Raw genomic sequence first — 26,436 nt, 5'->3', positions numbered from 1 at the left:
AGCCCAGTGGTCCCCAGATCCTACCGCCCGTCGACGCTCGCTTCGGACTCGGCGGATTCGGGTTCCGCGTTGGAGGCTGGAACGCGGACGTCTGCCGCTTTCGATCGCGCTTTCTCGACGATGGCGGGGCGCGCGGAGAACTCGACGAGGACCTCCTCGCCGGTGTACTCCTCGCGCTCGACGTGGCCGTGGTCGTAGAGCCACGAGACGAGGCTCATCGCATCGTCCGACATCGGCAAGAGCAGTCGCTCCTCACGCCACTCGGGGAGCTCGGCTTCGATGCGGTCGGTCAGTTCGTCGATGTTCTCACCGGTGAGTCCCGAGACGACGACCGGGTTCGGCGCGAGGGCGTCGAGCGCCGCGCGCTTCTCTGCGAGCTCGTCTTCGTCGACGCGGTCGATCTTGTTGAGGACCGTGACGATGGGCGCTTCGTTCCGCTCGTAGAGCGTGTCGTGACTGGTGATGAGCTTCTCGCGCATCTCCTCGATCGACTCGGAGGCGTCGACGACGAGCAACACGAGATCGGCGCGGTAGACCGAATCCAGCGTCGACTCGAAGGACTCGACGAGCCAGTGCGGAAGATTGGAGATGAACCCGACGGTGTCGGTCAAGAGAACGTCTCTCGTCCCCGTGTCGGCTCGGCGCGTCGTCGTGCCGAGCGTCGTGAACAGGCGGTCTTCCGACTCCGCGGTCGGGTCGAGATCCGGGTGGAGCCCCTCGTTCTCGCCCACGTCGAGGTCGTCTGCGAGCCGGCGCATCAGCGTCGACTTGCCGGCGTTCGTGTAGCCAGCGAGCGCGACGAGATCGAAGCCGGACTCCCGGCGCTGCTCGCGACGCGTCTCCTCTTTGTCGGCGATGGCGTCGAGTTCCTGCTTGATACGGGAGATCTGCGCTTTGATGTCCTGCTCGCGGCTCTCGTCGTACTCGCCGAGGCCCATAAACCCGGGGCGCTCGTCGCGCTTTGCCAGCGACGCTTTCGCCTCCGCGCGCGGGAGTTCGTAGCGCAGTTCCGCGAGTTCGACTTGCAACTGCGCCTTGCGGGTGTTGGCCCGCTGGCCGAAAATCTCGAGGATGAGCGTGAAGCGGTCGATCACTTCGACGCCCTCCGGAAGTTTCCCGCCGATGTTGTACGTCTGGTACGGCCCCAGGCGGTTGTCGACGATGACCGCCTGGGCGTTCGTCTCGCGGACGAGCGCGGCTAGTTCCTCGACTTTCCCCTCGCCGAAGTGGTAGGCCGCGTCCTCCTCGCGCGACTGCGAGAGTTGGCCGACGACGTCGTAGCCGGCCGCGCGGGCCAGGTCCATAATCTCGCTCAAGTCGGCAGTATCGCCGCCGTCGACCCGTTTCGCGACGACGACGGGGCTGTCTTCGCTCATCGTTTCACCGCAGCAGCGGCGGTCTCGGGGTGATTCACCTGCACTGTCTAGGCGGAGGTAGGCGGTCGAAGCACTTGAACGCTACCCGAATTCGAGCGCCGATCCGATCGTGTCGTTCCCGAGAGAGGCCCCCGACATCACTTGTGACTCGCCGTGATTCGAAGTAGCACGGTCCCGTTGCGTAATATCTCCCTATATTCCTAATATTATAGAATCTAAAACGATTGTATTGCTCTATTTTGTAGATAAGTATAAACAGCTCTAGCTCTGAGTGAAGATATCTCTATGAGATATGGAATTCGTTCCCGGTTTCTACCACCTGAGGTGGTGCTGTTCGTCACACTTGCGACCGTCTGGGGGCTCTCTTTCGTCGCCATCGAGGCCGGACTCGCCCACGTCCCGCCGCTGTTCTTCGCGGCCGTCCGCTACGCGCTGGCTGGCGTCCTCGTCCTCGGCTACGCCGCGGTCACGACGGACCGCCTCCGACCGCGCGGTCGCACCGAGTGGCTGAACGTCGCCGTCGTCGGCACCTTCCTCGTCGGTGGCTACCACGCACTGCTCTACGTCGGACAACTGTCCGTCCCCGGCCCGGTTGCCGCCGTCGTCGTCAGTCTCTCACCGGTCCTGACGGCGGTCTTCGCTGCGATGCTCCTCGACGACTCGCTCGACGCGGTCTCCGCCGGCGGCTTCGCCGTGGGGCTCCTCGGCGTCGCCATCGTCGCCGACCTCGATCCGTCGAACCTGTTCGCGTCGGACCTCCTCGGAGTCGGTCTCTTGCTCGCCGGTGCCGCGACGTTCGCGCTCGGCTCTGTGCTCTCGACCCCGCTTCGGACGACGCTCGCAGACGTCTCGATGCAGGGCTGGGCGATGCTTCTCGGGGCCGGCGTGCTCTTCGCCGGATCGCTCGCGCGCGGCGAAGCCGTCGCGACCGTCGAGTGGACGACGACCGCGCTCGCGTCACTCGCGTATCTGACCGTTGCCTCCGGTGTGATCGGCTTTCTCGTCTACTTCGCGCTCCACGAACGGGTCGGCCCCGCCGAGAGCAACCTCGTCGGCTACTTCCAGCCGATCGTCGCCGCGCTCGGCGGCTGGCTCCTGCTCGGGCAGACGGTGAGCCAGACGACCGTCCTCGGCTTCCTCGGCATCTTCACTGGGTTCGTCCTCGTCCAGCACGAACTCGTCCGCGAGCAGTTCGGCGGCGTGCTGGTCCCCCGACAGCGGGTCGCCCGAAGCCGGGTGTTCCCGCGGCGGCAGGTCGTCCACTGGTCGAGTCTGGAGTACCGAATCTATCGGCACCTTCGGCGGGCGCGTACCCGCGTGTGTGACCTCTCTCCGGGTCGAGCCCAGATCTGCGAGAAGCAGTCCTCGCCCGCGACGGGATACGGTCACGACGCCGACTGACGAGACGACCGACTCGTCTCTCTATCGAAGTACTCGCAAAAATACGCCGCCCGTCCGCGCGTCCGCAGGATGTGAGAGATCTCAGAGACCGCGTTACTCCTCGATGAAGTCCGGCTCGATCCGCTTTTCGTCGTACTCGGATTCGAGGTGCGCGCGGAACGTCTCGACGTCGACGTCCTGTCGCTCCTGCTCCTTCCGGTCGCGCACCGAAATCGTCCCGTTCTCCTCCTCGTCGTCGCCGACGACGATCATATACGGCACGCGGTCCTCCTGTGCTTCGCGGATCTTGCGGCCGAGCGTCCACGAGCGGTCCTCGACCGAGGTCCGAAAGTCGCCCAGTTCGTTCTTCACGCGGTGGGCGTACCCGAGCTGGTCGTCGCTGATCGGGAGGATGCGGACCTGCTCGGGCGCGAGCCAGAACGGGAACTTGCCGTCGAAGTGCTCGATGAGCACCATAAAGAAGCGCTCGTAGGAGCCATACAGCGCGCGGTGGATCATCACCGGACGGTGCTCCTCGTTGTCTTCGCCCGTGTAGGAGAGCTCGAAGCGCTCGGGCATATTGAAGTCGAGTTGGACGGTCGGACCGTCCCACTTCCGACCGAGCGCGTCCTCGAAGGCGAAGTCGATTTTTGGACCATAGAAGGCGCCGTCGCCGGGTTCGAGGTCGTAGTCGATGCCCTGGTTTTCGAGCACCGAACGGAGCTGTGACTCCGCTTGCTCCCAGATCTCGTCGCCGCCGACGGACTTCTCCGGGCGGGTCGCGAGCGCGACGTGGGCGTCGAGGTCGAAGGTGTCGAGCACCTCGTAGATGGCGTCCATCACCTGATTGACCTCTCCTTCGATCTGCTCGGGACGGCAGAACAGGTGGCCGTCGTCGATGGTGAACGACCAGACGCGCGAGAGGCCCGAGAGCTCCCCGCGCTGCTCTTTCCGGTAGACTTTGCCGTCCTCGAAGTAGCGAACTGGCAGGTCGCGGTAGGACCAGGATTTCTGATCGAAGATGGTCGCGTGGCCCGGGCAGTTCATCGGCTTCAGGCCGTATTCCTCGTCGTTGACGTCCATCAGGAACATATCGTCGACGTAGTTGTCGTAGTGTCCCGACTTCTTCCACAGTTCCGTCCGGAACAGATGGGGCGTCTCGACGGGGTCGTAGCCGGCGTCGAGGTTGAGCGAGCGGGCGTAGTCGGCGAGTTCGTCGAGGATCTTCTTCCCGTTGGGGTGATACAGCGGCAGGCCGGGACCCGTGACCTCCGGTATGGAGAACAGATCGAGTTCCTGTCCGAGCTTTCGGTGGTCGCGCTCTTGGGCCTCTTCGCGAAGGGTGAGGTAGTCTTCGAGGTCGGATTCGGACTCGAAGGCCGTCCCGTAGACGCGCGTCAGCGTGTCGTTGTCCTCGTCGCCACGCCAGTACGCCGAGGAGATGTTGAGAAGCGTCACTGCACCGATCTCGCCCGTGGACTCGACGTGGGGACCCTTACAGAGATCCTCGAAGTCGCCCTGGACGTAGAAGGAGATGGGATCCTCGCCGGCAGCCTCGTCCTGGAGAATCTCCTGTTTGTATGGGTTGTCGTCGTAGGTGTCGAGTGCCTCCTCGCGCGGCCGGAGTTCACGCTCGATGGGGAGGTCCTCTTCGATGATGGCCTCCATCTCGTCTTCGATCGCTTCGAGGTCGTCCTGATCGAGGTCGACGTTCGCGACGTCGTAGTAGAAGCCCTCGTCGGTCGGCGGCCCGATGGCGAGTTTCGCTTCGGGGTGGAGCCGCTGGAGCGCCTGGGCGAAGACGTGCGCGGCCGAGTGGCGCAGCACGCGGAGATACTCGTCGCTCTGGTCGGTGACGATGACGATCTCGGCACCGTCGTGAACGGGTGCCGCCTTGTCGACGAGTTCCCCGTCGACGACGCCCGCGACGGTGTCGCGGCCGAGTCCGGGTCCGATCTCGTAGGCGACGTCCTCGACCGTCGCGTCCTCCGAAACAGAGAGTTCAGAGCCGTCGGGGAGGCTGACAACGATTTCGCTCATACGCGTTGGGAGTGCGAGCGTACGAATAAGTGTTTTCGAGTCGCCGAACGGGCTGGTACGTCAGCGCTGGGTGCACGCTCGGTACCGACACCGATCCACGGTCAGCAGATGGCGTAGTAGGAATAGAGTCCCCCCTCGTCTGTGATCTCCACGTAGGCGTTCCCGTAGCACGCGCTCGTCTCGATCGTGACGCTCTCTGTCGTGTTGCGGGCGGTCGCCACGACGCGGAACGGTTCGATCCCCGCCGGGTCAGCCGCCGAGAGGTTGTAGACGTCGCGTTCTGCACCCGGTTCGAGAGTGTAGGTCGCCTCGTGAACCGTCTCGTTCGTCGTCTCGCGGACGACGCGCACGTGGATCTCGACGCTCCGGTTCCAGGCGTTCTCCAGTCGCACCTCCTTGTTCGGATCCGGCTGGTCCGACGCGTGAGCCGTTCCGGCCGGCGTCGACGCCGTCGGCGACGCCGAGGTCGAGGGAGCGTCGCCGTTCGGGACGCCGAGACAGCCGGCGGAGAGCAGTAAGACGGCGAGCACCACGGAGGCGGCTCGTGTGAGGTCCATCACGTGGGAACACGGCAGTGGGCAGAAAGGGCCTTGTGGAGGATCAAAGGAGTGTTTGAGAGATCTGAGAGAGTACAGCGGCGTCGCCGCGATACCCGACGCGACACTCGTTATGCGTACTCCGCCTTCACCTCGTCGGCGTAGGCGTCCGCCAGCCGGGTCGGCTCGGGGAGTTTGTAGCCGTCGCAGAGCCGCTCGACGAGGTCGGTCGCGGTCCCGACGCCCACGCGATGTCCCGGACTGACGTACAGCGGGGTGACGATCGGCCGCGACTCGTACTGCCGGGACTGGAACGCGTGGCCGATCTGTTCGCCGGGTGCAGCGTTCTCGACGTCCGCGTCGGCCCGGATCGGCGTCCGCCACCCCTCCGGGCGGCCGTCGACGTCGTCGTCGGGAGTGCCACAGAGCAGGCCCTTCGCGACGCCGACGCTCGGGAGGTCGAGCAACACGCCGAGGTGCGTCGCCAGTCCCGCCTGCCGGTAGTGGATGCGGCCGCTGCCGTCGAAGACGACGAGGTCGGGCTCACACGCCAGTTCCGCGAACGCGGCGAGAATCGGCCCACCCTCCCGGAAGGCGAGCAGTCCAGGAATGTAGGGAATCTCCAGGTCGGTCACGGCGTGCGCGCGCTCGACGACAGTCTCCCCGCGGCGGACGACCACGACGCTCACGGCGCGGTCGTCGAGGAACGCCTGATCGACCCCGGCGACGAGCGGACGGTCGTCGGAATCGGTCGCTGCATCGAGGGTGTGGTCGGCCCGCAGCGACAGAGCTGTTGGATCGAAATCGAACGCGTCTTCCCACGTCGCCGCCGCGGCGACGTCGAGTTGCAGCGACTCCATCTCCGCGCGCGTCAGCGCGGGGTCGGGGACGAACTCGGGACGAACCGGCCGCATCGGTTCAGGGGCGTCGGCCCGGACCGCCGGGGCCGCCCGGACCACCGCCCATTCCGCCGCCGCCGCGACCGAACTGCAGGGAGTTCGGGACGCCCACGCGGTCCTTCACGCGGACGCCGTAGGCGAGTCCGACGAGCAGACCGGCGAGGTGTGCGAGGTGGGCGACGTTACCGCCGACGAGGCCGCTGCCTGCGGCGCCGAAGCCGGCGACGATGCTGAACGCGGCGAAGCCGAACGTGAGCACCCACAGCGGCATCGGGATGATGAAGTAGAGATACACCTTCAGGTTCGGGTTCAGGACGGTGAGCACGCCGAGCACCCCCATAATCGCCCCGGACGCGCCGACGACGCCCGCGCCGAAGGGGCCGACCGTCAGCAGCGTCGAGAAGACCTGCGCGAGTCCGGCGATGATGCCGGCCCCGAAGAAGAGCGCGGCGAAGCGCTTCGTGGAGAGATAGCGCTCGACCACCGGGCCGAAGAAGTACAGCGCGATGCTGTTGAAGGCGATGTGCGTGAAGCCGCCGTGGGCGAAGATCGAGGTGAGCCACGTCCAGACGTACTCGATGTGCCCGGGCGAGAGCACGAACGCGGCCTGCCAGAGCGAACTCCGCGGCGACGCGCCGAGCAGGAAGGGGAAGATGAAGTACTGCAGCGCGAACGTGATCCACATCACGCCGAGGAAGACGTAGCTCATATTTCCACGGAAGTACCCGAGCGGGCCGCCAGTGCCGAGCAGTCGGTCGGCGAAGCCACTCGAACGCGACGTACTGCCGCGGTTCTGGACTGTGTCGTCGAACCCGCTGTCGAAGACGCCCGAGGGGTCGTTCCAGTCGCTGAGGCCCGGGCAGTCGTGGTTCTCCGGGAGTCGGTGTTCAGCACAGAACGTGTTCCCGCACCGTCGGCACTGGTACGGCAGGTTCTCGTGCTTCCCGCACTCGTCGCAGGTAGCCATCACTCACCGTAGTCGCGGCGCAAGTAAAAGCGGTTCCCCTCGGTGGAGTCGCCTGCGGTGCGAGGCTGGCGAACGGGCCGGCCGCGTCCACCGGCGTCTTGCGACGATTGCGCGGGCACCGTTCGGCGAGGGGCCGCTCGCCGATCCGGGAACGTCTCGGACGACCAGAACTCGGGCGGGACTCAGGCGGCCTCGACGTCGATCTCTACGGCCTCGTCGGTGTGATCCGATCCGTCCGGACGACCCCCACCCGATCCGTCCGGGCTGGCGTCGTTCTCGCGGGTGTCGACGCCGGCGACGTCGTAGGCCGGACAGTACCCCGTCGCACCCGTTGCGAGCATCGTCCCGCCAGCGCCGAGCGCGGCCGCCCGCCGGACCGGGCCGCGCGTCGTGAGGGCCGCACCGAGTAGCGTCGCTCCTGCAGCGATGCGTGCGCGTCGATCCATTCGGCCGACGTTTTGTTCCATACTGATACCACGAACTGAGCAGTCTTGTATTTTTCACCCAAGACGTTCGGCGTTTCGCGGTTACGGCCGCTCGTCGGCACAGCGGTCTGGGCGTCGAACGTGGCTCGAAGAAGACGTCGTTACGCCGCGTTCTCGGTCGTCTCTTCCGATCCGCTCTCGCTGGTCGGAGCCTCGTCTGCGTCGCGCTCCTGTCGGTGGTTGGTGGGAACGACCGTCGGGTGGGCGACGCCGAGGCGCGGGTTCTTGGCAGCCATCACAGATAGTACTTCAGCCCCTACGGGCAAAAGATTACCCATACGCATAACGCATCGGGGCGCACAGCGACCATTACTGGGAGGTATCCAGGTGACGTAAACCGCTGCTAATCAGGGTGATACGGCGCGAAAAAGCGGAACGCGGGGTCGCTTACGCGAAGTTCTCTTCGTAGAGATCCATCGCGTGCTCGATGGCGTCCTTCGCGGCGGCGGCGTCTTCCCAGCCGAGCGTCTCCGTCTGTTTGCCCTCTTCGAGGTTCTTGTAGGTCTCGAAGAACTCGGCAATCTCGGCCTTCTGCTGGTCGGTGAGGTCGTCGGCGTCTTGGACGCCGTCGTAGCGCGGGTCCTCGTCGGGGACGGCGATCACCTTGTCGTCTTTCTCGCCATCGTCGTCCATCCGCATCAGCGCGACCGGGCGGGCCTCGATGATGCACCCGGGGAACGTCTGATCCTCGACGAGCACGAGGATGTCGAAGGGGTCCTCGTCGTCGTAGTACGTCTGCGGGAGGAACCCGTAGTCCGAGGGGTAGTGAACGTTCGAGTGGAGCACGCGGTCGAGGACGACGCCGGGAACGTCCTTGTCGTACTCGTATTTGTTCCGTTCGCCCTTTAGACACTCGACGACGGCGTAGACGACGTCCGGCGCGTCCGGGCCGGTCTCGATGTCTTCCCAGAGGTTCGTCATACCTGTGCTGTCTCCGAACGAGCAAAAAGTCCTTTCGCATCGTCGGTACGCAACCGGTAACATCACACGTGTCAGCGTGTAACGCGGTATATGCGACCGATTTGATGATCGGGTAATATTCGTCCAAGAATACCCAGACGGGCCCATCACTAGACATTTCCGGGCCGATATCCGTGGGGGAAGAAACACGGATCGCCCGATTGCGACCGCCAAGAACCGGCTAGAGGCCGATTTGGTTTTAATGTGAAGATTAGTTGAGAAGCGTTAAATATCCCGGACCCATTTCAACTGGTATGTCAGAGGCACAAACAGTTACTGACACGGAAGGTGTGGTACGCGACCTTACGGCATTCCAGCAGAATATCCTCGTCATCCTCGCCGAGGAGCCGATGTACGGCCTCGCGATCAAACGCGAACTCGAGACGTACTACGGCACCGAAGTGAACCACGGCCGACTCTACCCCAACCTCGACGACCTCGTCGAGATGGGACTCGTCGAAAAGAGCGAACTCGACAAGCGGACGAACCAGTACGAGCTTACCGAACAGGGCCACGACGCGCTCCTCGATCAGTTCGATTGGATGTTCGCGAAGTTCGTCACCGGCGACGAACGCGCCGCAGAACTCACCGACCTCGTCGAAGCGTACCGATAGACCGGATATCGTAGCATTTGCAACCGATTGCGCACCAGATCACACGCTGTCGTGCGGTCGGTGCGTGAAGACTCGCGAATGCTACTGTAGTTCAGGTTCCGGGCACTCCGTCGTCGACCACCTCGGCAACGAGCTCGACGCTATCGACGACGATGGATTCCTGTTCTTTCGATGGCCACGCGTTGCGCGGGTAGTACTCCGCGAGGAACTCCTCGCGCTCCTCGGGCGTGGCGTCCGCGACCGTCTTGAGGTAGTGGTTTCCCATAAAGTCCGCAAACGCGCGGACGTTGCCGGCGTGGGCGGGACCGTACTCTTTCTCGATCGCGTCGACGATCGCCTGGTTCTCGTCTTCGACGTGTTCCCACTCCGCGCCGTGGTCTGGACCCGACAGCGATACCTCCACCGCGCGGTCGGTATCCTCGATGCGATCGAACTGGACCGTACCGTCTTCGACCCACTCCTCGGGGTAGAGAACGAGCGTGTCGTCCTCGTCGCGGACGCGTGCGGTGAAGTCGTGCTCGTCGACGAGTTCGTCGCGACGCTCCTGGTACGCCTCCGCGGCGTCGTCGACGGCGGCCTCGCTTTCCAGTCGCGTCAGCCGCTCCGCTTCGTCTATCACGTCTTCGGGTATCTCGGGATCGTCGGCCGCATCGTCACTTCCGGTCGGCCGGCGTCCGTCGGCCGGCTCTGGGACGTCTGCCGCCTCGCGCTCCCGTCGATCGAACGTCTCACTGTGGTCTTCAGCCATCGTCGAGCGCCTCGTTCGCTAGTGAGTCGGCGCGTCCGTTTACCGCTCTCGGTACGTGTTCGAGCGACCACCGATCGAACGCATCGAGCAGTTCGAGCACGCGGACCCGTCGCTCCCGCAGTTCCGGGTTGTTCGTGTCGTACTCGCCTTTCACCTGGCGGACGATCAACTGGGAGTCGCCGCGAACGTCGACCTCGTCGAACCCGTAGTCGCGGGCGACTTCCAGTGCGCGTGCGAGCGCCTCGTACTCCGCGCGGTTGTTCGTCGTCTCGCCGATGCGTTTGCTCCCCTCGTCGACGATCCCGTCGCTCGTGACGATGACCCAGCCGATCGCCGCGGGGCCGGGGTTGCCGCGGCTCGCGCCGTCGAAGTACACGTGCGCGCGTCCGCCACCGTCAGACCGGAGGACCGCAAGCAGATCTGTCGGCTGCGATCCCTGCACGACCACCTTGTCGTCGTAGGCGACGGCAGTCGCCCCGCCGCGTTCGGCACGCCACCGCTCGTAGTCGGTGTTACCCGCCCGAACCTCGACGCCCGCGGCTTCGAGTCGGTCGCGGGCGACGTCGGGATCGCACTCCACACTCGGCATACCGGAGAGAGTCAGAGCGCGGGAAAGAACCGTTCGGTCTCTCCTCGCTCTCCGAGGGCGTCGTCAGCCCGCGGATCGAATCCGCACACGTCGTCGCCGCCGCCGACCGTACGACTCGTGCGACGGAGCACCCCGAACCAGCCGAGGGTTTAACTGTATCGAGATAGCGAATATAAAAATGCGATGACACGGCCCACCCGCCAGCGGGAACAGGACGTCGAGAGGACGCGATGGCAGGGCGAGCGTGAAGACGAGGCGGACGGAGCGGAAGACGACATCGACTTCGAGGATATGGACGAGGAAGACCTCGTCCGTACGGGTGACGGAGAACTCATCCACGAACCGACGGGTATCGTCGTCGAGGAGGAGCAGATCGATCCCGGACCGGAGTGGCGGGCGTTCAACCACTCCGAGCGCCAGGAGAAGTCCCGCGTGGGCGCCCCCACGACACAGACGATGCACGACAAGGGGCTGACGACGACGATCGACTGGAAGGACAAAGACGCCTACGGGCGCTCGATCTCCTCGCGCAAGCGCTCACAGATGCACCGATTGCGCAAGTGGCAAGAGCGCATCCGGACGAAGGACGCAGGCGAGCGCAACCTCCAGTTCGCGCTCTCGGAAATCGACCGGATGGCGTCGGCGCTGGGCGTCCCACGATCGGTACGGGAGGTCGCGTCGGTCATCTATCGCCGCGCGCTCAACGAGGACCTCATCCGCGGCCGGTCAATCGAAGGCGTCGCCACTTCTGCCCTCTATGCGGCGTGCCGCAAGGAGGGGATCCCCCGGTCCTTAGAGGAGATCTCTGAGGTCTCCCGCGTCGATCGAAAGGAGATCGGCCGGACGTATCGTTACATCTCCCAGGAGCTCGGCCTGGAGATGAAGCCGGTCGATCCGAAGAAGTACGTCCCACGGTTCTGTTCGGAACTCGATCTCTCGAAGGAGGTCCAATCGAAGGCCGACGAGATCATCGAGACGACCGCAGAGAAGGGACTGCTCTCCGGGAAGTCGCCGACGGGGTTCGCGGCCGCGGCGATCTATGCGGCGTCACTGCTCTGCAACGAGAAGAAGACCCAGCGCGAGGTCGCCGACGTCGCACAGGTGACGGAAGTCACCATCCGGAATCGCTACCAAGAGCAGATCGAAGCGATGGGCATCCACAGTTAGAGCCACGCCGGCGTCGGTCGCGAGTCTCGGAAGGCACCGAAATCCCCATTCGCCGCTTCGTACTGTCGCTCGACGGTCGGGCCGCCTCCGTCGCGAGCGCGGGCGACTCGGCCGTCCCACATTCGAACGTACCTCCTCCAGCCACAGGGAGACGATCGTCCCGGAGAGAAACGTCGACCTCGCGTCGCGGCACATCCGGTAGACGCTCTCGCGTCGCGGCACATCCGGTAGCGCCCTCCCCACGGAGCGCCACGTCCGATGTGCCGTGTCGCCAGAAGCGGTGCGATAGCGAACAGTCGGCACGCCACAGTCCCGCACCGACGTGCCGAACAACCGCTGCCCGGCGCGGGATAGACATCACGTCACACGATCGCTGGCCGCTCGTTCGTAGATAAACTCACGCACCGAGCCGCGGGTCGATCGACGAGACGCCGAAGGTTCATATCCGTCCCCGCCGCACACCCACACGATGAATCTGGACGAGTACGTCGACGTCGAGCGGAACGAGCGCGCGGAGCGTCGGCGACTCGCCGAGGAGAAGTCCTACGACATCCTCGATCACCTGGAGACGTTTCAGGATCGCTTCGAGGAGACCATCCAGGGCGACTCCCTGTACGGCGGCGTCTCGCCGTCGATCTTCGTCGGCACCTCCAACTACCCGCGCGTCTCGACGGGCCTTCTCTCGCCTGTTGGCCACGACGAAAACGCCGAGCAGTTCGAGACCTCCGGAGCGTGGTACGACGAAGGCGTCTCGATCTCCGACGTCTTCGCGCGGCGCACGTCGCTTCTCAACTCCAATCGCTCACAGAAGGTGACGAACGTCGCGGACTCGTGGAACGGCTTTCTCGGCACCCAGCGCGAAGTGGCGATCGCCGACCGTCCCGTGACGGTCGAGATCGGCCTCGACGAACGCCCGGACGTCGACTTAGACGTCGGCGTCGAAGACGTCGCCACGCCGGTCGGGCCGCGCGCTCGTGCCCGCTCTGCGGAGTTAGCGGAGAACCCCCACGTGCCGCGTCCCGTCGAGAAGACGCTCGAAGACGACGACTGGAACGCCGAGGGCGCGATGAACTACCTCTATCGCCGCGGCTTCGACGTCTACGACATCAACACGATTCTCTCTGCGGGCGCGCTCGGACAGACCGACCAGCGGCGACTCGTGCCCACGCGCTGGTCGATCACCGCCGTCGACGACACCGTCGGCCAGTACCTCAGAGGGCGGATCCGGACGAATCCTGGGATCGACGCCGTCGAAGTCCACCGCAACGAGTTCCTCGGAAACGCCTTCTGGGTGATCCTCGCACCGGGCAAGTGGGAGTACGAACTCGTCGAGTTGAAAGCACCCGGGAGCGTCTGGAATCCCGACCCCGAAGCCGGGATGTACCTCGCCGCGGACAGCGAGGGCTCGGAGGGTCGCACAGGCTACGTCGACGAGACCGCCGGCGCGTACCACGCCGCACGGCTGGCCGTCCTCGAACACCTCGAAGACCGTGGCCGGCAGGCGAAAGCGCTCGTCCTCCGGCACGTCTCCGACGACTACTGGGGGCCGGTCGGCGTCTGGCAGGTGCGCGAGACCGTCCGGGACGCGTTCGAGGACGAACACGGCACCGCTGAAACGTTCGGCGACGCAGTCCGTGGCGTCACGAAGCACCTCCCCGTGTCGCTGTCGACGCTCCGGCGAAAATCGACGATGGCGGCCGGACTCCAGCGGACGCTCGGGGACTTCGGATGAGCGCGGAGAAAACCCAGCAATCGTGGGGAAATCGACCCGCCGCGGTGGCGTGACCGGCGGTACTACTTTAACGATTCGCCGAGAGGTACCACCGGAGGTCTACACGGTGGAAATCTCAGATAAACTCCTGTGTCTGTTCAACGCGGACGTTCGCGCCGAAGAGGATCGCTACGTCGTCGAAGTACCGAAGCGCGAGGTCGAAACCGGGTCGATAGAACCCGGCGAGGCCTACCGCGTCGCTCTCATCTCTCGTGCCGTCGAGTCTTCCTCGGAACCGTCCGAGTCCGAACGGCCGTCCTCGGAGCCACAGCCGCCGGTCGAACCCGGCGAACTGCGCTACGTCGAGATCGAGGACATCGGCAAGCAAGGCGACGGCATCGCCCGCGTCGAACGCGGCTACGTGATCATCGTCCCCGACACGGAGGTGGGCGACCGAGTGAAGATCGAGGTCACCGAAGTGAAATCGAACTTCGCCGTCGGCGAAGTGATCGAAGAAGAGATCTAATCCTATCGTCAGTCCGCGCTCGGTCGTTCGTCAGTCGGGTAGCTCCCGGTGAACGTCGAGAAGTCGATTTCTGGACTCGGCACGGCCGCCGCAGAGTCGTACGGGCGGTTGATGACGATATCGCCGGCCGTCCGGTCGGCGATGCCAGGAATCGCCGTGAGTTCGTCCATCGTCGCCGCGTTGGGGTCCAGCGGGTACGGAACGCCGGTCACCGACCGATAGCCGTGGTCGACGACCGCGACGTCGATCGTCGCCCCGAGGTCGCGCTCGCCCGGGATGCCGACCAAGAGTGGATACGTCCCGAGCTGCCGGCCGAACGTCCGACCGTCCTGGTGATATTCGAGGTGGACGTCCGGCAGCACGGTTCCGATCGGTGCGAGCCGTCGCAGCATCGGCCGGTCGATCTCCTCGCGGATGTCGCGTTTGTACTGTTTGAACCGCTTTTTGTGTTCCTTCGCGATGTCGGCTCCTTCGTCGGCCATCTCGGTGCCCTCGAAGGCCATCACCTGCCGGATGTTGATCCGCCGGACCATCAGCCCCGCGTCGTAGACGCGCTGGAGGAACTGTTTGTTGTGCTCGAAGGTCTCCGCGCGCTCACCTTTCAGCCCGTGCAGGAGGTTGATCCCGGGCAGGAGTTTCGGGAGGCGGTTCGCGGCGCCGTCGCCGTGCGTCGGCGCGTCGGCGGGGTCGTCGCCGGGACGCCAGCCCGCCTCCTCGTTGACGATCTCGATCGCTCGGAAGCACTCGTCGGCGGTGACGTTCAGCTGATTTTGCTCCTGTACCACGGGATCTGCCGATTCGAGTCCGAACGCCGCGGTGTCGCCGGGCGTGTTGTGTTCGGCGATGATCCGAATGCCCTCTCTGGCTTTCTCGGGCCACTTCACCACCGTTATCGGGTTCATATTGTCGAGGTGAAGCGTCCCGAGGTCGGGCGCGACCTCCCGGATCCCGCCGTAGAGTCGGCGCAGGGCGTCCGGGTTGGGCGCTTCGCCGTCGCCGCCGTACGCGAGGATGTCGGCCTGTCGACCGAGCCGGAGGTGTCGAACGCCCCGCTCGTAGAGGTTCTCGACCTCGCGGACGACCGACTCGGGCGTCCGGAACGCGGGGTTGCCGTACATCGGCTCCGTACAGAACGAACATCGGTAGGCGCACCCGCGCGAGGTCTCCAGTTCGGCGATGAGGTACTCGGGGTGGTTCGGGTGCTGTTCGACGACGAACGCGCCCTGCGCCGCCCAGCGGTCCAGTTCGTCGTTGTCGCGGTAGCGGTTCTCGAAGCCCTCCAGTCCGCTGTCGACGAGGTCGTACGCCGCGGCCTCGACGTCGCCCATCGCGAGGAAGTCGTAGTCGAGGTCCTGCCGCTGCATCTCCTGTGCGCCGGCGTTCTCCTCGCCGACGCCGAAGCGGATCGGCCCGCCCATCACGGAGACGCCCTCTGCGGCCCAGGCGAGTTCGCGCACTTCGTCGGGTTCGGCGGGCGTCCCGCCGACGTACTTGCCGGGGACGGTCATCCCGCCGAGGTAGACGAACAGGTCGGCGTCGGCGACGTCGGCCCACTTCGCCCGGTCCTCGCGGAGTTCGTCGATCGTGTGGTACGTGACGTTCGCCTCGGGGACGCCGGCGTCGACGATCGCACCGGCCGTGAACCGCGGATACGTCGAGATGTACGGCGGCACGCCGAAGTGCGCCGGCTCGTCGACGTAGCCGTCGACGAGCGTCACGGAGAGGTCGGCCGGGTCAGTCATACGAGTGCAAAGACGGCCGAGCGGTAAAACGCTCACCTTCTCAGACGAACTCGAGGCTCGGCCGCGATGCGCTGGCGCGCCGCAACCGCAAGAGAGGTTAGCTCGCGGGTCGGTTCGAGATGTATGAGCGAGGACGCCGGACCGAACCCGCACGCCGACGGAACGAGCAGTCGTGCGGACTCGTCAGACACCTCGGACGCTGTCGTGACGCTCCGTCCCGCCCGCCCGGAAGACGCCGCTGCCATCCGCAACATCTACGCGCCGTTCGTCCGCGACTCCCCGGCGACGTTCCGAACCGACGTGCCGACAACGGCCGAACTCGCCGAGAAGATCCGCGCGAAGCGCGCGGTCGACGAGTATCCGTGGTACGTCGCCGTCAGCGATGCGGGGGGGCGCGACCAGAAGGTCGTCGGCTACGCCTACGCCAGCCGGCTCCGCGACCGGGCGGCGTACCGCTGGACCGTCGAGACGTCCATCTACGTCGATCCCGCGACACATCGGTCCGGCGTGGGGACGCGGCTGTACGACCGCCTGCTCGGCACGCTCCGCCGGCAGGGGTACTGCTCGGCGTACGCCGCACTGGGAATGCCGAACCCCGAGAGCGAGCGCTTTCACGAACGACACGGCTTCGAGCGCGTCGGACAGTTCCCGGCTGCCGGTTTCAAACTGGGAGAGTGGCACGACGTCGTCTGGTATCACCGTCGACTCCGGGATCCGGACGGCGACCCGGACGAACCGCGCCCGGTCTCGGCCGTCGAGCAGTCGACTGACGAATGCTGACGCTTGAGCGGAGACGGCACCGCGGCAATCCTCCGCAGAGTCGCCACGTTCAAGCGCACCGACCGAGTTGAGCCGACAACGATGACACGAAGCGTCTGGCTCAAGGCCGACGACAGCGTCGGCGACTGGGAGACACGCAAACGACGGATCACGGCAGGGCTCGAAGCCGGGGTCGACTGGGTACTCGTCGACGAGGACGACGTCGAGCGCGTTCGCTCGCTCGGCGACGTCTCCGTGGCGGCGTTCCGGACGGACTCAGATACGACGCTCATCGACGACGTCGAGGAGGGTGACGAGGACGCCGCGAGCATCGACGCCGCGAGCGAGGCCGACGCGTACATCGTCGGCAAGGACGGCGAGGGCGACGGCACCGTCGACCTTCCCGGCGACTTCTCCGGGTCGGCCGATCTCACGACGCTCCGCCGCGAGGACAACCGAGCGCAGGGCTCCTACGTCCGGATTCTCTCGAAGGACTACGAGAGCTTCGCCGAGGAGGCAGCCAAAGACGCTGACTACACCATCGTCGTCGGCGAGGACTGGACGATCATCCCGCTGGAGAACCTCATCGCGCGGATCGGCGAGGAGACTGACCTGATCGCCGGCGTCACGACCGCCGAAGAGGCCAAGACGGCCTTCGAGACGCTCGAACTCGGGGCCGACGGCGTACTTCTCGACTCCGACGATCCCGACGAGATTCGCCAGACGGTCGAGGTGCGCGACGAGGCCGAGCGCGAGACGCTCGACCTCCAGTGGGCCACCGTCACGGCCGTCGAACGGACCGGGATGGCCGACCGCGTCTGCGTCGATACGGGCAATCTGATGGAACACGACGAGGGGATGCTCGTCGGCAGTATGGGCCGCGGACTGTTCTTCGTCCACGCCGAGACCGCCGAATCGCCGTACGTCGCCTCCCGGCCGTTCCGAGTCAACGCCGGCGCGGTCCACGCCTACGTCCGGACGCCAGACGGCGGCACGAAGTACCTCTCGGAACTCAAGAGCGGCGACGAGGTGCAAGTCGTCGACGCCGACGGCAAGACGCGCGAGGCCGTCGTCGGCCGCGTGAAGATCGAAAAGCGCCCGATGTTCCGCATCGAGGCCGAGATCGACGGCGACCGCGTGGAGACGCTGCTGCAGAACGCCGAGACGATCAAGGTTCACACGCGCGAGGGACGCACGGCCGTCACGGACCTGGAAGCCGGAGACGACGTCCTGCTGTTCTACGAGCAGACCGCGCGACACTTCGGCGAGGCCGTCGAAGAGAGTATCATCGAGAAGTAGGCGTCTGTAGTAGCGTTTGCAACTGATTACAGAGGCGATCGCACGACTGGTGTGATTGGGTGAGTGGAGACTCGCAAACGCTCTATAGCGCGGCGGCGTTCAGTTTTCCGTTCGTCGATCTCCGACTTCTCCGTCCTCGACCGGGTAGTTCTCGAACTCGACCGTACACCACGGACAGAACGAGATTTCCGGGTCGATCTCGCCGCCGCAGTTCGGACACTGCGGTGCGTCCGTCGACGTCGGTCCACGGGTCGCGAGACGGTAGGCGTCGAGCGCGCTGAGCAGCAGGAGCGCAAACAGCGGCGCGGTGACGATCGTCGGCAGCGACGACGGCTGCATCGCCGCGACGGACGCGGGATCGGTGAGACTGACTGTCGTCGGATCGACGAACACCGAGAGAAGCACGAGTGCCGCCCCGATGACAAACGAGAACCACGCTGCGCCCCGTCGCCACTCGCGGAGGTAGAGATGTCCGGCCCCGGCGACGCCGACGCTGGCACCGAGGACGGCGACGAGCGTCGCGATCATCGCACGGCGTCGCGTTCGAGTCATATCCGTGGCCGACGCCGTGGGCGTTCTTAAACTCACGGGAATGTCTCTCGCTGTCACGCAGGGGACGTACGACTGTCTCGCGGGGTGCCGACGACTGTCTCGCGGGGAGAGGTGGCCAGAAAATGAGGAGTGTCGACGAAATCGCCGCGCCGACGGCGATACCGAGACCCGGCTTACGCGAGGCCGATGCTCTCTTCGGCTTCGAGCAGTTCGTGATATCGGTTGCGGATCGTGACTTCGGAGATGTCCGCAACGTCGCTCACGGCGGCCTGCGTCGTCTTCTCGTTGGTGAGCAGGGCGGCGGCGTAGACGGCGGCGGCCGCGAGGCCGACCGGCGACTTTCCGGAGTGGACGCCCTTCTCTTTGGCGTTCTTCAGCAGCTGGCGCGCGCGAAGTTTTGCCTCGTCGGAGAGGCCCAGCTCCGAGGCGAATCGGGGGACGTACTGCTCGGGGTCGGCGGGCTTGACTTCTAGCGACAGTTCGCGGGCGATGTAGCGGTAGGTTCGCGCGACCTCGCTCTTGGGGACGCGGGAGACCTCCGCGATCTCGTCGAGCGAGCGGGGAACGCCCGCCATCCGCGCCGCAGCGTAGACACACGAGGTGGCGACGCCTTCGATGGAGCGGCCGGGGAGCAGATCCTCGTCGAGCGCGCGGCGGTAAATGACAGAGGCGGTCTCTCGGACGTTCTCGGGGAGACCGAGCGCCGAGGCCATCCGGTCGATCTCGCCGAGCGCCTGTTTGAGGTTGCGCTCTTTCGAGTCGCGCGTCCGGAAGCGCTCGTTCCACTTGCGGAGGCGCTGCATCTTCTGGCGCTGGTTCGACGACAGCGAGTTGCCGTAGGCGTCGCGGTCGCGCCAGTCGATGTTCGTCGAGAGCCCCTTGTCGTGCATCGTGTTCGTCGTCGGCGCGCCGACGCGGGACTTCTGGTCTTTCTCCTTGGCGTCGAACGCGCGCCACTCGGGGCCGCGGTCGACCGAGTCCTCGGTGATGACCAGCCCACAGTCGTCACAGACGGTCTCGCCGTGTTCGTCGTCGACGACGACGTTGCCGCCACACTCCGGACAGGAGAGCTCTTCCTCGGTGGATTCTTCTTCGGTCTCTTCTTCTTCTTCCTGGCCGGGTCGTACCCACCGCTGGCCGGCCGAGTCGCCGTCTCGGCCGTCGTTCGTTCGCGATTCGTCTCTCGTTCTCGCGTTCACGCGAGTGTACGTACTCTTCTCGCTCATCGGTATAGCGACGAATGCTCCGTGCCACAGACACGGGGTAAGAGAGGCCCGGAGCGGTCCGTACCCATTCCACCGACGGAGAATATAAAAGCGGTTCGGAATCGCTCGCCCGAACCCAGTGCACAGCCCCGAATCGCGTTGTCTGTCGAAATAGACCGTTATGATTTATATAGTCGGTATCGGCGGCACGACCCGCCCAAATCGTGGGGCAGTCCCGTCCACAACGCACTTGATCGTTCCCCGTCGACGACGACTATGTACTCTTCTCGCGACGACGCAGCCGGGGGGGCCGGCTCGGCCAGCGACGTCGAGCGCGTCGTCTCGCTCGCGCCGAGCGCCACGGCGACGGTGGCGGCGATGGGTGGCGAGGACCTCCTCGTCGGCGTGACGACGCACTGCCCGCTGGACCGCACGGTCGTCGGCGGGTGGCTGAATCCCGACTACGATCGGCTGGCCGACCTCGATCCCGATCTGGTCTGCACCGCCGACGCGTTGCAAGCGGACGTCCGCGACGAGCTCGCAGCGCGCGGCTACGACGTCTGTCACGTCGAGCCCGACCGACTGGACGCCGTCGTCGACTCCTTCGCGACGCTCGGCCGTGCCGTCGGTCGTCCCGAGGCAGGCGAACGGCTGTCCGACGAGGCCCGCCGCCGGATCGATGCGGTTCGGGACCGCGTTCCCGGGCGAAGCGACGGCGAGCAAGGCGGCGACGGCGCACGACCGGTCGTCTACTGTGAGGAGTGGGGTGACCCGCCGATGGCCGCCGGTAACTGGGTCCCAGAAGTCGTCGCGGCGGCCGGGGGCCGCTACCCCTTCTGTGACCCCGGCGAGCGCTCCCGCGAGGTGACACGCGAGCAGGTCGAAGCGGCGGATCCGACGCACGTGATCGTCCATCACTGCGGCCACGGCGACCGGGCCGACCCCGACATCCTCGCCGACCGCGGGTGGGACCTCGACGCGTCCGTCCACGTTCTCGACGACGACCTGCTGAATCAACCGAGTCCGCGGCTCCTCGACGGTGTCGAGACGCTCGCTGCACTCTTTCACGGGGATCACTGAGGTAGACCGAACCGCACAGAAGCGACACACGTATCGCCGGCGGTCGTTCACTCAGGGGTATGTACGTCGCAGTCGGCAGCGGCAACCCGGTGAAGCGCGACGCGACGGCCCGCGTGTTCCCCGGCGCGACCGTCGTCGCCGAAGCAGTCCCATCGGGCGTCTCCGAGCAACCGATCGGGCACGACGAGACGCGAGCGGGAGCGCAGAACAGAGCCGAAGCGGTGCTCGAAACGGTTCGAGACGAAGCAGACGACTCCGGGGAGACCCGTCTCGGCGTCGGGATCGAAGGCGGCGTCGCGTCCTTCGGTGACGGCCGCGTTGTCGACGACGCCAACGGAGCCGCCGACGCCGAGGCACCCGCGACCGACACGTACCTCGTGATGTGGGCGGCCGCCACCGACGGCGACCGCTGGGGCGTCGGCTCCGGCCCGAGCCTCCGTCTCCCGGAGTCGATCGCGACTCGCATCCACGACGGCGAGGAGTTGGGACCGGTGATGGACGACGTGCTCGGTGAGTCGAACGTCGCGAAGAACCAGGGCGCAGCGGGCGCGTTCACCGCCGGACAACTGACGCGCACCGACGCGCTGGAAGATGCCGTCGCGGCTGCCGCCGCGCCGTTCCTGAGCGGCCTCTACTAGGAATCTCAGTCCAGCTCCGGCGCTTCCTCGCGCGCTTCGCGCACGTCGCGCGTCTCCTCGACCGCGGTCGTCAGCGAGACGTTGAGACCGAGCATCGAGGCGTAGCCGCCGATCACGGTGACGATGTTCTTGACGGCGTGATCCAGCACGGCCGCGCCCAGCGCGAGCTCGGCTCCGAGCGGCGTCAGGCCGACGACGAGCAGCGTGAACGCGCCCTCGTAGAGACCGACACCGCCGGGGGACAGCGGAAGCACCTTCGCGAGGTTCCCGACGCTGACCGCGAAGAAACTCACCGCGATCAGTTCTACGACCGGCAGCCCGGGAGAGAACGCCGCGAGGACCAAAAGTGCCGTGACGACGTCGAGCGTCCAGACGAGGACGCTCGTCGCGCCGACGCGGGCGAATCCGCGCCGCGTGCCGGCGACGGTCTGGAGGTCGCCGACGAACCGCCCGATGACGCCGGCGACGAAGTCGGCGTACGAGTCCGTGCTCACGCGGTAGACGAGCGCGGTGACGACGTCGCGGTCGCTCCGGGCCGACAGCGCGATGCCGATCACGGCGGCGATGGCGACGAGTCCGACGCCCATCGCGACGACGACGGCCACGCGGCCCGCGCCCTCCGCGCCGACGACGGTTCGGGCTAACTCCGCTGTCTGCCCCGTCGCCGTGTAGCCGAGCAGGACGACGCCCGCCATCGACGCGATGGTGAGTAGATCGAAGACCCGCTCGGCCGCCAGCGACGCGAAGCCCGAAGGGTACGGAATGCCGCGACGGGCCTTGACGACGTACGCGCGGATCAGGTCCCCGGCACGTGCGGGGAAGACCAGGTTCCCGGTCTGGCTGATGAACACCGCGCCCGTCAAGAAGCTCAACTGCTCGCGATAGCCCAACTCGGTGAGAATATCCTGGTAGCGGAACCCACGGAGCGGCCACGAGAGGACGTAGACGAGCGCGGCCGCGCCGACCAGCGCGGGATCGGCGTCGCGCATTTCCGTGAGTACCGTCCCGAAGTCGAGATACTGCGTCATCAACACGAGTGCGAGGACGGCCAGTACCGCACCGGCCGCGAGCCCGACCCGCTGGGAGAGTCGCGGACGAACCGACAACTGCCACCACGTCCGCAGAATCTGACTGCCCATCCCGAGGACATCGCGGACGAGGTCGACTTTCGTGTCGCCCTTCGGCGTCCAGTCGACGGGGAACTCAGTCACCTCGTAGCCGGCCCGCTGTGCCCGGACGAGCATCTCTGTGTCCCAGAACCAGTGGTCGTCTTCGACCTCGTCTGCGAGCGTCTCGAACGCCTCGCGGCTGAACGCCTTGAACCCGCACTGGTGGTCCCGGAGGTCAGAGCGGAGGAACGTACGCACCAGGCCGTTGTACACGCGGCTGGGGACGCCGCGCTTTGCCGGTCTGTCAGCGACGTTCTCGGGCATCCAGCGCGAACCGGTCGCGACGTCGGCCTCGCCGGAGCGTACGCGCTCTACGAGCTCTTCGAGGTGGCGCATATCGGTCGCTAGATCGGTGTCGAAGTAGACCAGCACATCGCCGTGTGCGGCCTCGAAGGCGTGTTCGAGCGCCCCACCACGCCCGAGCCGCTCGTCGCTGTGGAAGTGCCTGACGCGGTCGTCAGCGGCCGCCAGGCGGTCTGCGATCTCGGGCGTCCTGTCGTCGCAGCCGTCCTCGGCGACGATGACCTCGAAGGTCCCCGATTCGAGGAAGGCATCGAGCGTCCCGATCGTCGTCTCCACGGTCGACTCGATGGTGCTGGCTTCGTTGTACGCGGGGAGCACGACGCTCACAGCGATGGAGGGGGCCGCGCCGTCGCTGGCGCGGTCGGCGGGCGGGCCGCGGGCGGCACCGTCGGAGGGACCCATTGGTGCTTTCTGGCCGGGCGGCGCGTATGAACTTTCTGCCTCGGCGCGGGTGGTCTGCTCCGTTAGGCGACCGTACCCCGAAGCCGAGAATAGCACGTGGAAACGCGGCCCCAATCGCGAAAGACCGCATCACAGCGGCGTGTTAACCGCGCGTACCAAACCCCTCATAGGGAGATACACCGTGTGTAGGAGTATGAGCGCGACCGCCTCCACGACGACCGCACCGAACCTCAGCGACAAACAGCGACAGATCCTCCAGTACCTCCGCGCGAACGCCGACACGCAGACGTACTTCAAGTCGCGGCTGATCGCGGAGGATCTCGGTCTCTCGGCGAAGGAAGTCGGAGCCAATATGCGTGCCATCCTCGACGGCGACGTCGGCCTCACAATCGAGAAGTGGGGCTACTCCTCGGGGACGACCTGGAAAGTGACCCAGTAGCCTGCCACAGGTGCGTCGCGAAGAACGGGATCAATCGGAGCTACGGAGTCAGTCGTCTGCGCCGTCCCGCGGCTCGTATCGGATCAGCGAGTCGGCCTCGTCGGCCAGGGCAGCGGCCTCTGGTCCGAGCGAGTCGGCGTATCTGACGACGAGCGTGAGGAGCGTCTCCGGCCGTTCGACGGCGTACGCCCCGTCGCGCGAGAGCAGCCCGGCGTCGTCGAGTTTGCGGGCATACCCGCTCACGGTCGCTCGCGACACGTCGAGGTGTTCTGCGATCGCTGCGCCGCTCGTGCCCGGGTCGCGGAGGAGGGCAACGAGCATTCCGCGCGGCGTGCGACGACGGAGGTACCCGAGCGCGACCTGTTCGAACTCGGAGAACCGGTCTGCGGGGAAGAACCGCTTGTAATCGCCGTCGCGGCGGAACACGAGTACGCCGTCGTCGACGAGTTGTCGGAGGTGGTGCTGGGTCTCGCCCGTCCCCAGGCTGAGATCGTCGCGTATCTTCGAGAAGTGCGCACCCGGCGTCGACGCCACGTAGCCGACGATGGCGTCGCGGGCGTCGCTCGTCGAGTCGGACGTGGCTTCGGCCTCGCCACTGGCACCGAGTCCAGCGAGCGGCGACGCCGCCCCCAGCGCGGCGAAACGTCGGAGCGTCGCCCGCTTCTCCTCGTCGATGTCGCGGTTCGGCATTCGAATCTACCACTAGTACGACTCGACACGGAGAAAAGCGCTTCGCTCGTCTCAGCGAAGTCAGACGAAAAAACGTGAACGCGGGTAACGTCGCCGGAACGCGTCGGTAACGCGGTCCTACTCCCGCTCTTTCTCGACGGCGCGGTCGTCGTCATCCGCGGCTTCGTCGCTCTGTTCTGCCGGGGCTTCCGTGTCGGTCGCGGCTTGTGCGTCGGCGACGACGTCTTCGGGATCTTTGATCGCGGCCTCGTCTGCGGCGTCGGCCTGGTCGATGACCGCGTCCGCGCTCCGGATGTCCGTGCCCGCGCCGCGCTTGATCGCTTCGGCCTCCTGTTCGAGTTCTTCGACGTCCATCTCGGTGGCCTGATCGATCTGCCCGAGGATCTCCTCGATGTCGTCGAGGCCGAGGAGTTCGCGCGTCTCCGCGTCGAAGTCGAGACTGTCGAGGCCGGCCTGCTCTTGGACGTCGGAGTCGGTCAACTGCCGGCCGTAGCGCCCGAGGAGGCTCGTGAGTTCCTGCGGGAGGACGAACGTCGTCGACTCGCCCTGCCCGATCGTCTCTAAGCTCTCCATACCCTTCTCGATGATCGCGCGTTCGCCCATCGACTCGGCGGACTTCGCGCGGAGGACCGTCGAGATGGCGTCACCCTGTGCTTCCAGGATCTGACTCTGCTTTTCACCCTGGGCGCGGATGATGTTCGACTGCTTCTCACCCTCGGCCTGCTCGACCGCAGAGCGGCGTTCACCCTGCGCTTCCAGGATCATCGCACGGCGACGGCGCTCGGCGGACGTCTGCTGCTCCATCGCCTGCTGGACGTCCTGGGAGGGATTGACCTCGCGGACCTCGACGCTCTCGACGCGCACGCCCCACTCGTCGGTCGGCTCGTCGAGTTCGCGGCGGATCCGACCGTTGATCTCCTGACGCTTGTTGAGCGTGTCGTCGAGTTCCATATCGCCGATGACGGCCCGCAGCGTCGTCTGTGCGAGGTTCGAGACGGCGCGCTTGTAGTCGTCGACCTCCAGGAACGCCTTCTTCGCGTCCATCACCTTGATGTAGACGACGGCGTCGGCGGTCACCGGCGAGTTGTCGCGGGTGATCGCCTCCTGTCGAGGCACGTCGAGCGTTTGCGTCCGCATATCGAACGGATACGTCCGCGAGACGAACGGCGGGATGAAGTTGATGCCGGGCTGGAGGAGCTTCCTGTACTCACCGAACACCGTCAGCGCCTTCTTCTCGTAGGCGTCGACGATCTCGACCATCTGGTAGACGATGACGATCGCGAGGAGGAGTACGAGTATCCCGATCGTCGGGATACCGAGACCTGTCTGTAATGGAACGGGACCAAGTACCATACGCGGACTTAGTGTGTGGGTCTGATAAGCGTTGGCCCAGTCGAACTGAGAAATTCGGCGACGCGAGTGCGCACAGAATCGCGGTACGTCGGTGAGACCGGTTCGGCCGCCGTCTCCGTGTCGTCGTGTCTCAGTATCGTTACGTCTCGATGTCGTCGCGTCTGAGCGTCGTCGCAGCTACGATCAGGCGCGCTCGGTTTCCATCTCGGTGTCGTCCTCGCTGTCTGCTCTCTCGACGTCGTCCGACCGCGACGCTCGACCCTGATCGAGTTGGCGGTCGATCTCGTCGTAGCCGGACGAGAGCGACTCGACGGTGACGACGTTCCCGCCGCCGGGGTCGACGACGACAACTTCCGTCCCGACGGGGAGTTCGCCGTCCACCGATCGCGCGGCGTAGAAGGGGTTGAAACCGCCGTCGTCGAGTTTGACCTCGCCGTCGGTCGGGGTCACGCGTTCCGTGACGCGACCGGTCCGGCCGCGGAGACTCGCCGAATCGCTCGTCTGTTCGGTGCCTTTGCCGCCGTAGATGTCGAACTCGCGGTAGCCGTAGAGCGCAAGCGACCCGAAGACGAGGACGAGGACGCCGAGGACGATCGGTGAGGCCAGCGGCCCGAGGACCAGCCCGACGAGTCCGGCCGCGAGGAGGGCGATTCCGAGGACGATGAAGTGCGCGCCCGGCGCGAAGGCTTCGAGGAAGCTGACGCCGAGTCCGGCGGTGACCAGCAACAGCGGCAGCGTCTCCGGCGGGATCGAGAGCTGCAGGGCGACCGAAAGCGCTGGTTCGAGCATACGAGCGATAAGTCTGGC

The 26,436-nt window shown here is 65.9% G+C and carries 28 protein-coding genes; 10 read left to right on the top strand and 18 right to left on the bottom strand.

The window, feature by feature from the left end; translation table 11 throughout:
- Positions 1-20 precede the first annotated feature (20 nt).
- Entirely contained in the window at positions 21-1,376 is a 1,356-nt protein-coding gene (hflX, locus tag NO362_RS07115) for a GTPase HflX (protein ID WP_256288074.1), read from the bottom strand.
- 327 nt (positions 1,377-1,703) lie between these two features.
- Here hflX and NO362_RS07110 point away from each other — a divergent pair, with 327 nt between their 5' ends.
- Positions 1,704-2,777 carry a DMT family transporter gene (locus NO362_RS07110; protein ID WP_343218078.1) on the top strand — a complete coding sequence of 358 codons (1,074 nt, stop codon included), beginning with the start codon at positions 1,704-1,706 and terminating at the stop codon, positions 2,775-2,777.
- Between the two features lie 93 nt (positions 2,778-2,870).
- Here the strand turns inward: NO362_RS07110 and thrS are convergent, their stop codons facing one another.
- The 7 genes from thrS to NO362_RS07075 form a co-directional block, all read right to left on the bottom strand.
- Entirely contained in the window at positions 2,871-4,796 is a 1,926-nt protein-coding gene (gene thrS, locus NO362_RS07105; RefSeq protein WP_256544698.1) for a threonine--tRNA ligase, read from the bottom strand.
- Between the two features lie 101 nt (positions 4,797-4,897).
- Positions 4,898-5,353: a hypothetical protein gene (locus NO362_RS07100; protein WP_256544697.1), complete on the bottom strand. Its 456-nt coding sequence runs from the start codon at positions 5,351-5,353 to the stop codon at positions 4,898-4,900.
- A gap of 110 nt (positions 5,354-5,463) precedes the next feature.
- Complete coding sequence (locus tag NO362_RS07095) at positions 5,464-6,246, bottom strand: endonuclease V (protein WP_256544696.1); 783 nt, start codon at positions 6,244-6,246, stop codon at positions 5,464-5,466.
- A 4-nt stretch (positions 6,247-6,250) separates the two neighbouring features.
- Positions 6,251-7,198, bottom strand: coding sequence for a rhomboid family intramembrane serine protease (locus NO362_RS07090; RefSeq protein WP_256544695.1), 948 nt, complete (start codon positions 7,196-7,198; stop codon positions 6,251-6,253).
- A 182-nt stretch (positions 7,199-7,380) separates the two neighbouring features.
- Entirely contained in the window at positions 7,381-7,665 is a 285-nt protein-coding gene (locus NO362_RS07085) for a YgaP family membrane protein (protein ID WP_256288069.1), read from the bottom strand.
- A gap of 119 nt (positions 7,666-7,784) precedes the next feature.
- Entirely contained in the window at positions 7,785-7,919 is a 135-nt protein-coding gene (locus NO362_RS07080) for a hypothetical protein (RefSeq protein ID WP_256288068.1), read from the bottom strand.
- Positions 7,920-8,070: 151 nt separating this feature from the next.
- Positions 8,071-8,604, bottom strand: coding sequence for an inorganic diphosphatase (locus NO362_RS07075; RefSeq protein WP_256544694.1), 534 nt, complete (start codon positions 8,602-8,604; stop codon positions 8,071-8,073).
- 293 nt (positions 8,605-8,897) lie between these two features.
- Here NO362_RS07075 and NO362_RS07070 point away from each other — a divergent pair, with 293 nt between their 5' ends.
- On the top strand, positions 8,898-9,257 hold the full coding sequence (locus NO362_RS07070) for a PadR family transcriptional regulator (RefSeq protein ID WP_256288066.1): 360 nt from the start codon (positions 8,898-8,900) through the stop codon (positions 9,255-9,257).
- Between the two features lie 91 nt (positions 9,258-9,348).
- On the opposite strand, the gene NO362_RS07065 is transcribed toward NO362_RS07070, so the two are convergent.
- Positions 9,349-10,005 carry a DUF7108 domain-containing protein gene (locus tag NO362_RS07065; protein ID WP_256544693.1) on the bottom strand — a complete coding sequence of 219 codons (657 nt, stop codon included), beginning with the start codon at positions 10,003-10,005 and terminating at the stop codon, positions 9,349-9,351.
- Positions 9,998-10,594, bottom strand: coding sequence for a ribonuclease HI (rnhA, locus tag NO362_RS07060; RefSeq protein ID WP_256544692.1), 597 nt, complete (start codon positions 10,592-10,594; stop codon positions 9,998-10,000). Before rnhA ends, NO362_RS07065 begins: the two co-directional genes overlap by 8 nt.
- 291 nt (positions 10,595-10,885) lie before the next feature.
- On the opposite strand from rnhA, the gene NO362_RS07055 reads away from it, so the two are divergent.
- Positions 10,886-11,761, top strand: a complete 876-nt coding sequence (locus NO362_RS07055; RefSeq protein WP_394337702.1) for a transcription initiation factor IIB — start codon at positions 10,886-10,888, stop codon at positions 11,759-11,761.
- On the opposite strand, the gene NO362_RS07050 is transcribed toward NO362_RS07055, so the two are convergent.
- Positions 11,758-11,883 carry a hypothetical protein gene (locus NO362_RS07050; protein ID WP_256544691.1) on the bottom strand — a complete coding sequence of 42 codons (126 nt, stop codon included), beginning with the start codon at positions 11,881-11,883 and terminating at the stop codon, positions 11,758-11,760. The two genes, NO362_RS07055 and NO362_RS07050, sit on opposite strands and share 4 nt — an antisense overlap.
- Before the next feature lie 347 nt (positions 11,884-12,230).
- Here NO362_RS07050 and nreA point away from each other — a divergent pair, with 347 nt between their 5' ends.
- Positions 12,231-13,493 (top strand): DNA repair protein NreA, encoded by a 1,263-nt coding sequence (gene nreA / locus NO362_RS07045; protein WP_256288063.1) that lies wholly within the window; start codon positions 12,231-12,233, stop codon positions 13,491-13,493.
- A gap of 106 nt (positions 13,494-13,599) precedes the next feature.
- Complete coding sequence (locus NO362_RS07040; RefSeq protein WP_121568106.1) at positions 13,600-13,998, top strand: TRAM domain-containing protein; 399 nt, start codon at positions 13,600-13,602, stop codon at positions 13,996-13,998.
- A gap of 8 nt (positions 13,999-14,006) precedes the next feature.
- On the opposite strand, the gene NO362_RS07035 is transcribed toward NO362_RS07040, so the two are convergent.
- Entirely contained in the window at positions 14,007-15,740 is a 1,734-nt protein-coding gene (locus tag NO362_RS07035) for a radical SAM protein (protein WP_256544690.1), read from the bottom strand.
- Between the two features lie 123 nt (positions 15,741-15,863).
- On the opposite strand from NO362_RS07035, the gene NO362_RS07030 reads away from it, so the two are divergent.
- A complete protein-coding gene (locus tag NO362_RS07030; protein ID WP_256544689.1) occupies positions 15,864-16,520 on the top strand; it encodes a GNAT family N-acetyltransferase in 657 nt (218 codons plus the stop codon).
- Positions 16,521-16,601: 81 nt separating this feature from the next.
- Entirely contained in the window at positions 16,602-17,798 is a 1,197-nt protein-coding gene (locus NO362_RS07025) for a 3-dehydroquinate synthase II (protein WP_256544688.1), read from the top strand.
- Positions 17,799-17,897: 99 nt separating this feature from the next.
- On the opposite strand, the gene NO362_RS07020 is transcribed toward NO362_RS07025, so the two are convergent.
- Entirely contained in the window at positions 17,898-18,350 is a 453-nt protein-coding gene (locus NO362_RS07020; protein ID WP_256288059.1) for a zinc ribbon domain-containing protein, read from the bottom strand.
- Positions 18,351-18,523: 173 nt separating this feature from the next.
- Entirely contained in the window at positions 18,524-19,576 is a 1,053-nt protein-coding gene (locus NO362_RS07015) for a transcription initiation factor IIB (RefSeq protein WP_199722982.1), read from the bottom strand.
- Positions 19,577-19,831: 255 nt separating this feature from the next.
- Here NO362_RS07015 and NO362_RS07010 point away from each other — a divergent pair, with 255 nt between their 5' ends.
- Positions 19,832-20,635, top strand: a complete 804-nt coding sequence (locus NO362_RS07010) for a cobalamin-binding protein (RefSeq protein ID WP_256544687.1) — start codon at positions 19,832-19,834, stop codon at positions 20,633-20,635.
- A 59-nt stretch (positions 20,636-20,694) separates the two neighbouring features.
- Complete coding sequence (locus tag NO362_RS07005; RefSeq protein WP_256544686.1) at positions 20,695-21,273, top strand: DUF84 family protein; 579 nt, start codon at positions 20,695-20,697, stop codon at positions 21,271-21,273.
- Between the two features lie 5 nt (positions 21,274-21,278).
- On the opposite strand, the gene NO362_RS07000 is transcribed toward NO362_RS07005, so the two are convergent.
- Entirely contained in the window at positions 21,279-23,147 is a 1,869-nt protein-coding gene (locus NO362_RS07000) for a flippase-like domain-containing protein (protein WP_256544685.1), read from the bottom strand.
- Between the two features lie 193 nt (positions 23,148-23,340).
- Here NO362_RS07000 and NO362_RS06995 point away from each other — a divergent pair, with 193 nt between their 5' ends.
- Positions 23,341-23,586, top strand: a complete 246-nt coding sequence (locus tag NO362_RS06995; RefSeq protein WP_121568098.1) for a DUF7123 family protein — start codon at positions 23,341-23,343, stop codon at positions 23,584-23,586.
- Positions 23,587-23,634: 48 nt separating this feature from the next.
- Here NO362_RS06995 and NO362_RS06990 read toward each other — a convergent pair whose 3' ends face one another.
- From NO362_RS06990 to NO362_RS06980, 3 genes are all read right to left on the bottom strand, one after another.
- On the bottom strand, positions 23,635-24,276 hold the full coding sequence (locus tag NO362_RS06990) for a winged helix-turn-helix transcriptional regulator (RefSeq protein ID WP_256544684.1): 642 nt from the start codon (positions 24,274-24,276) through the stop codon (positions 23,635-23,637).
- Positions 24,277-24,393: 117 nt separating this feature from the next.
- Positions 24,394-25,629, bottom strand: a complete 1,236-nt coding sequence (locus tag NO362_RS06985) for an SPFH domain-containing protein (protein ID WP_256544683.1) — start codon at positions 25,627-25,629, stop codon at positions 24,394-24,396.
- A gap of 183 nt (positions 25,630-25,812) precedes the next feature.
- Positions 25,813-26,418 carry an NfeD family protein gene (locus NO362_RS06980; protein WP_256544682.1) on the bottom strand — a complete coding sequence of 202 codons (606 nt, stop codon included), beginning with the start codon at positions 26,416-26,418 and terminating at the stop codon, positions 25,813-25,815.
- Positions 26,419-26,436: the final 18 nt, after the last annotated feature.

Source organism: Halobellus inordinatus (assembly GCF_024498335.1).
In the GTDB taxonomy this organism is placed as follows: Archaea; Halobacteriota; Halobacteria; order Halobacteriales; family Haloferacaceae; genus Haloquadratum; species Haloquadratum inordinatus.
The sequence above is the reverse complement of the archived record's forward strand: the minus strand, read 5'-3'. Positions and strand labels throughout refer to the sequence as shown.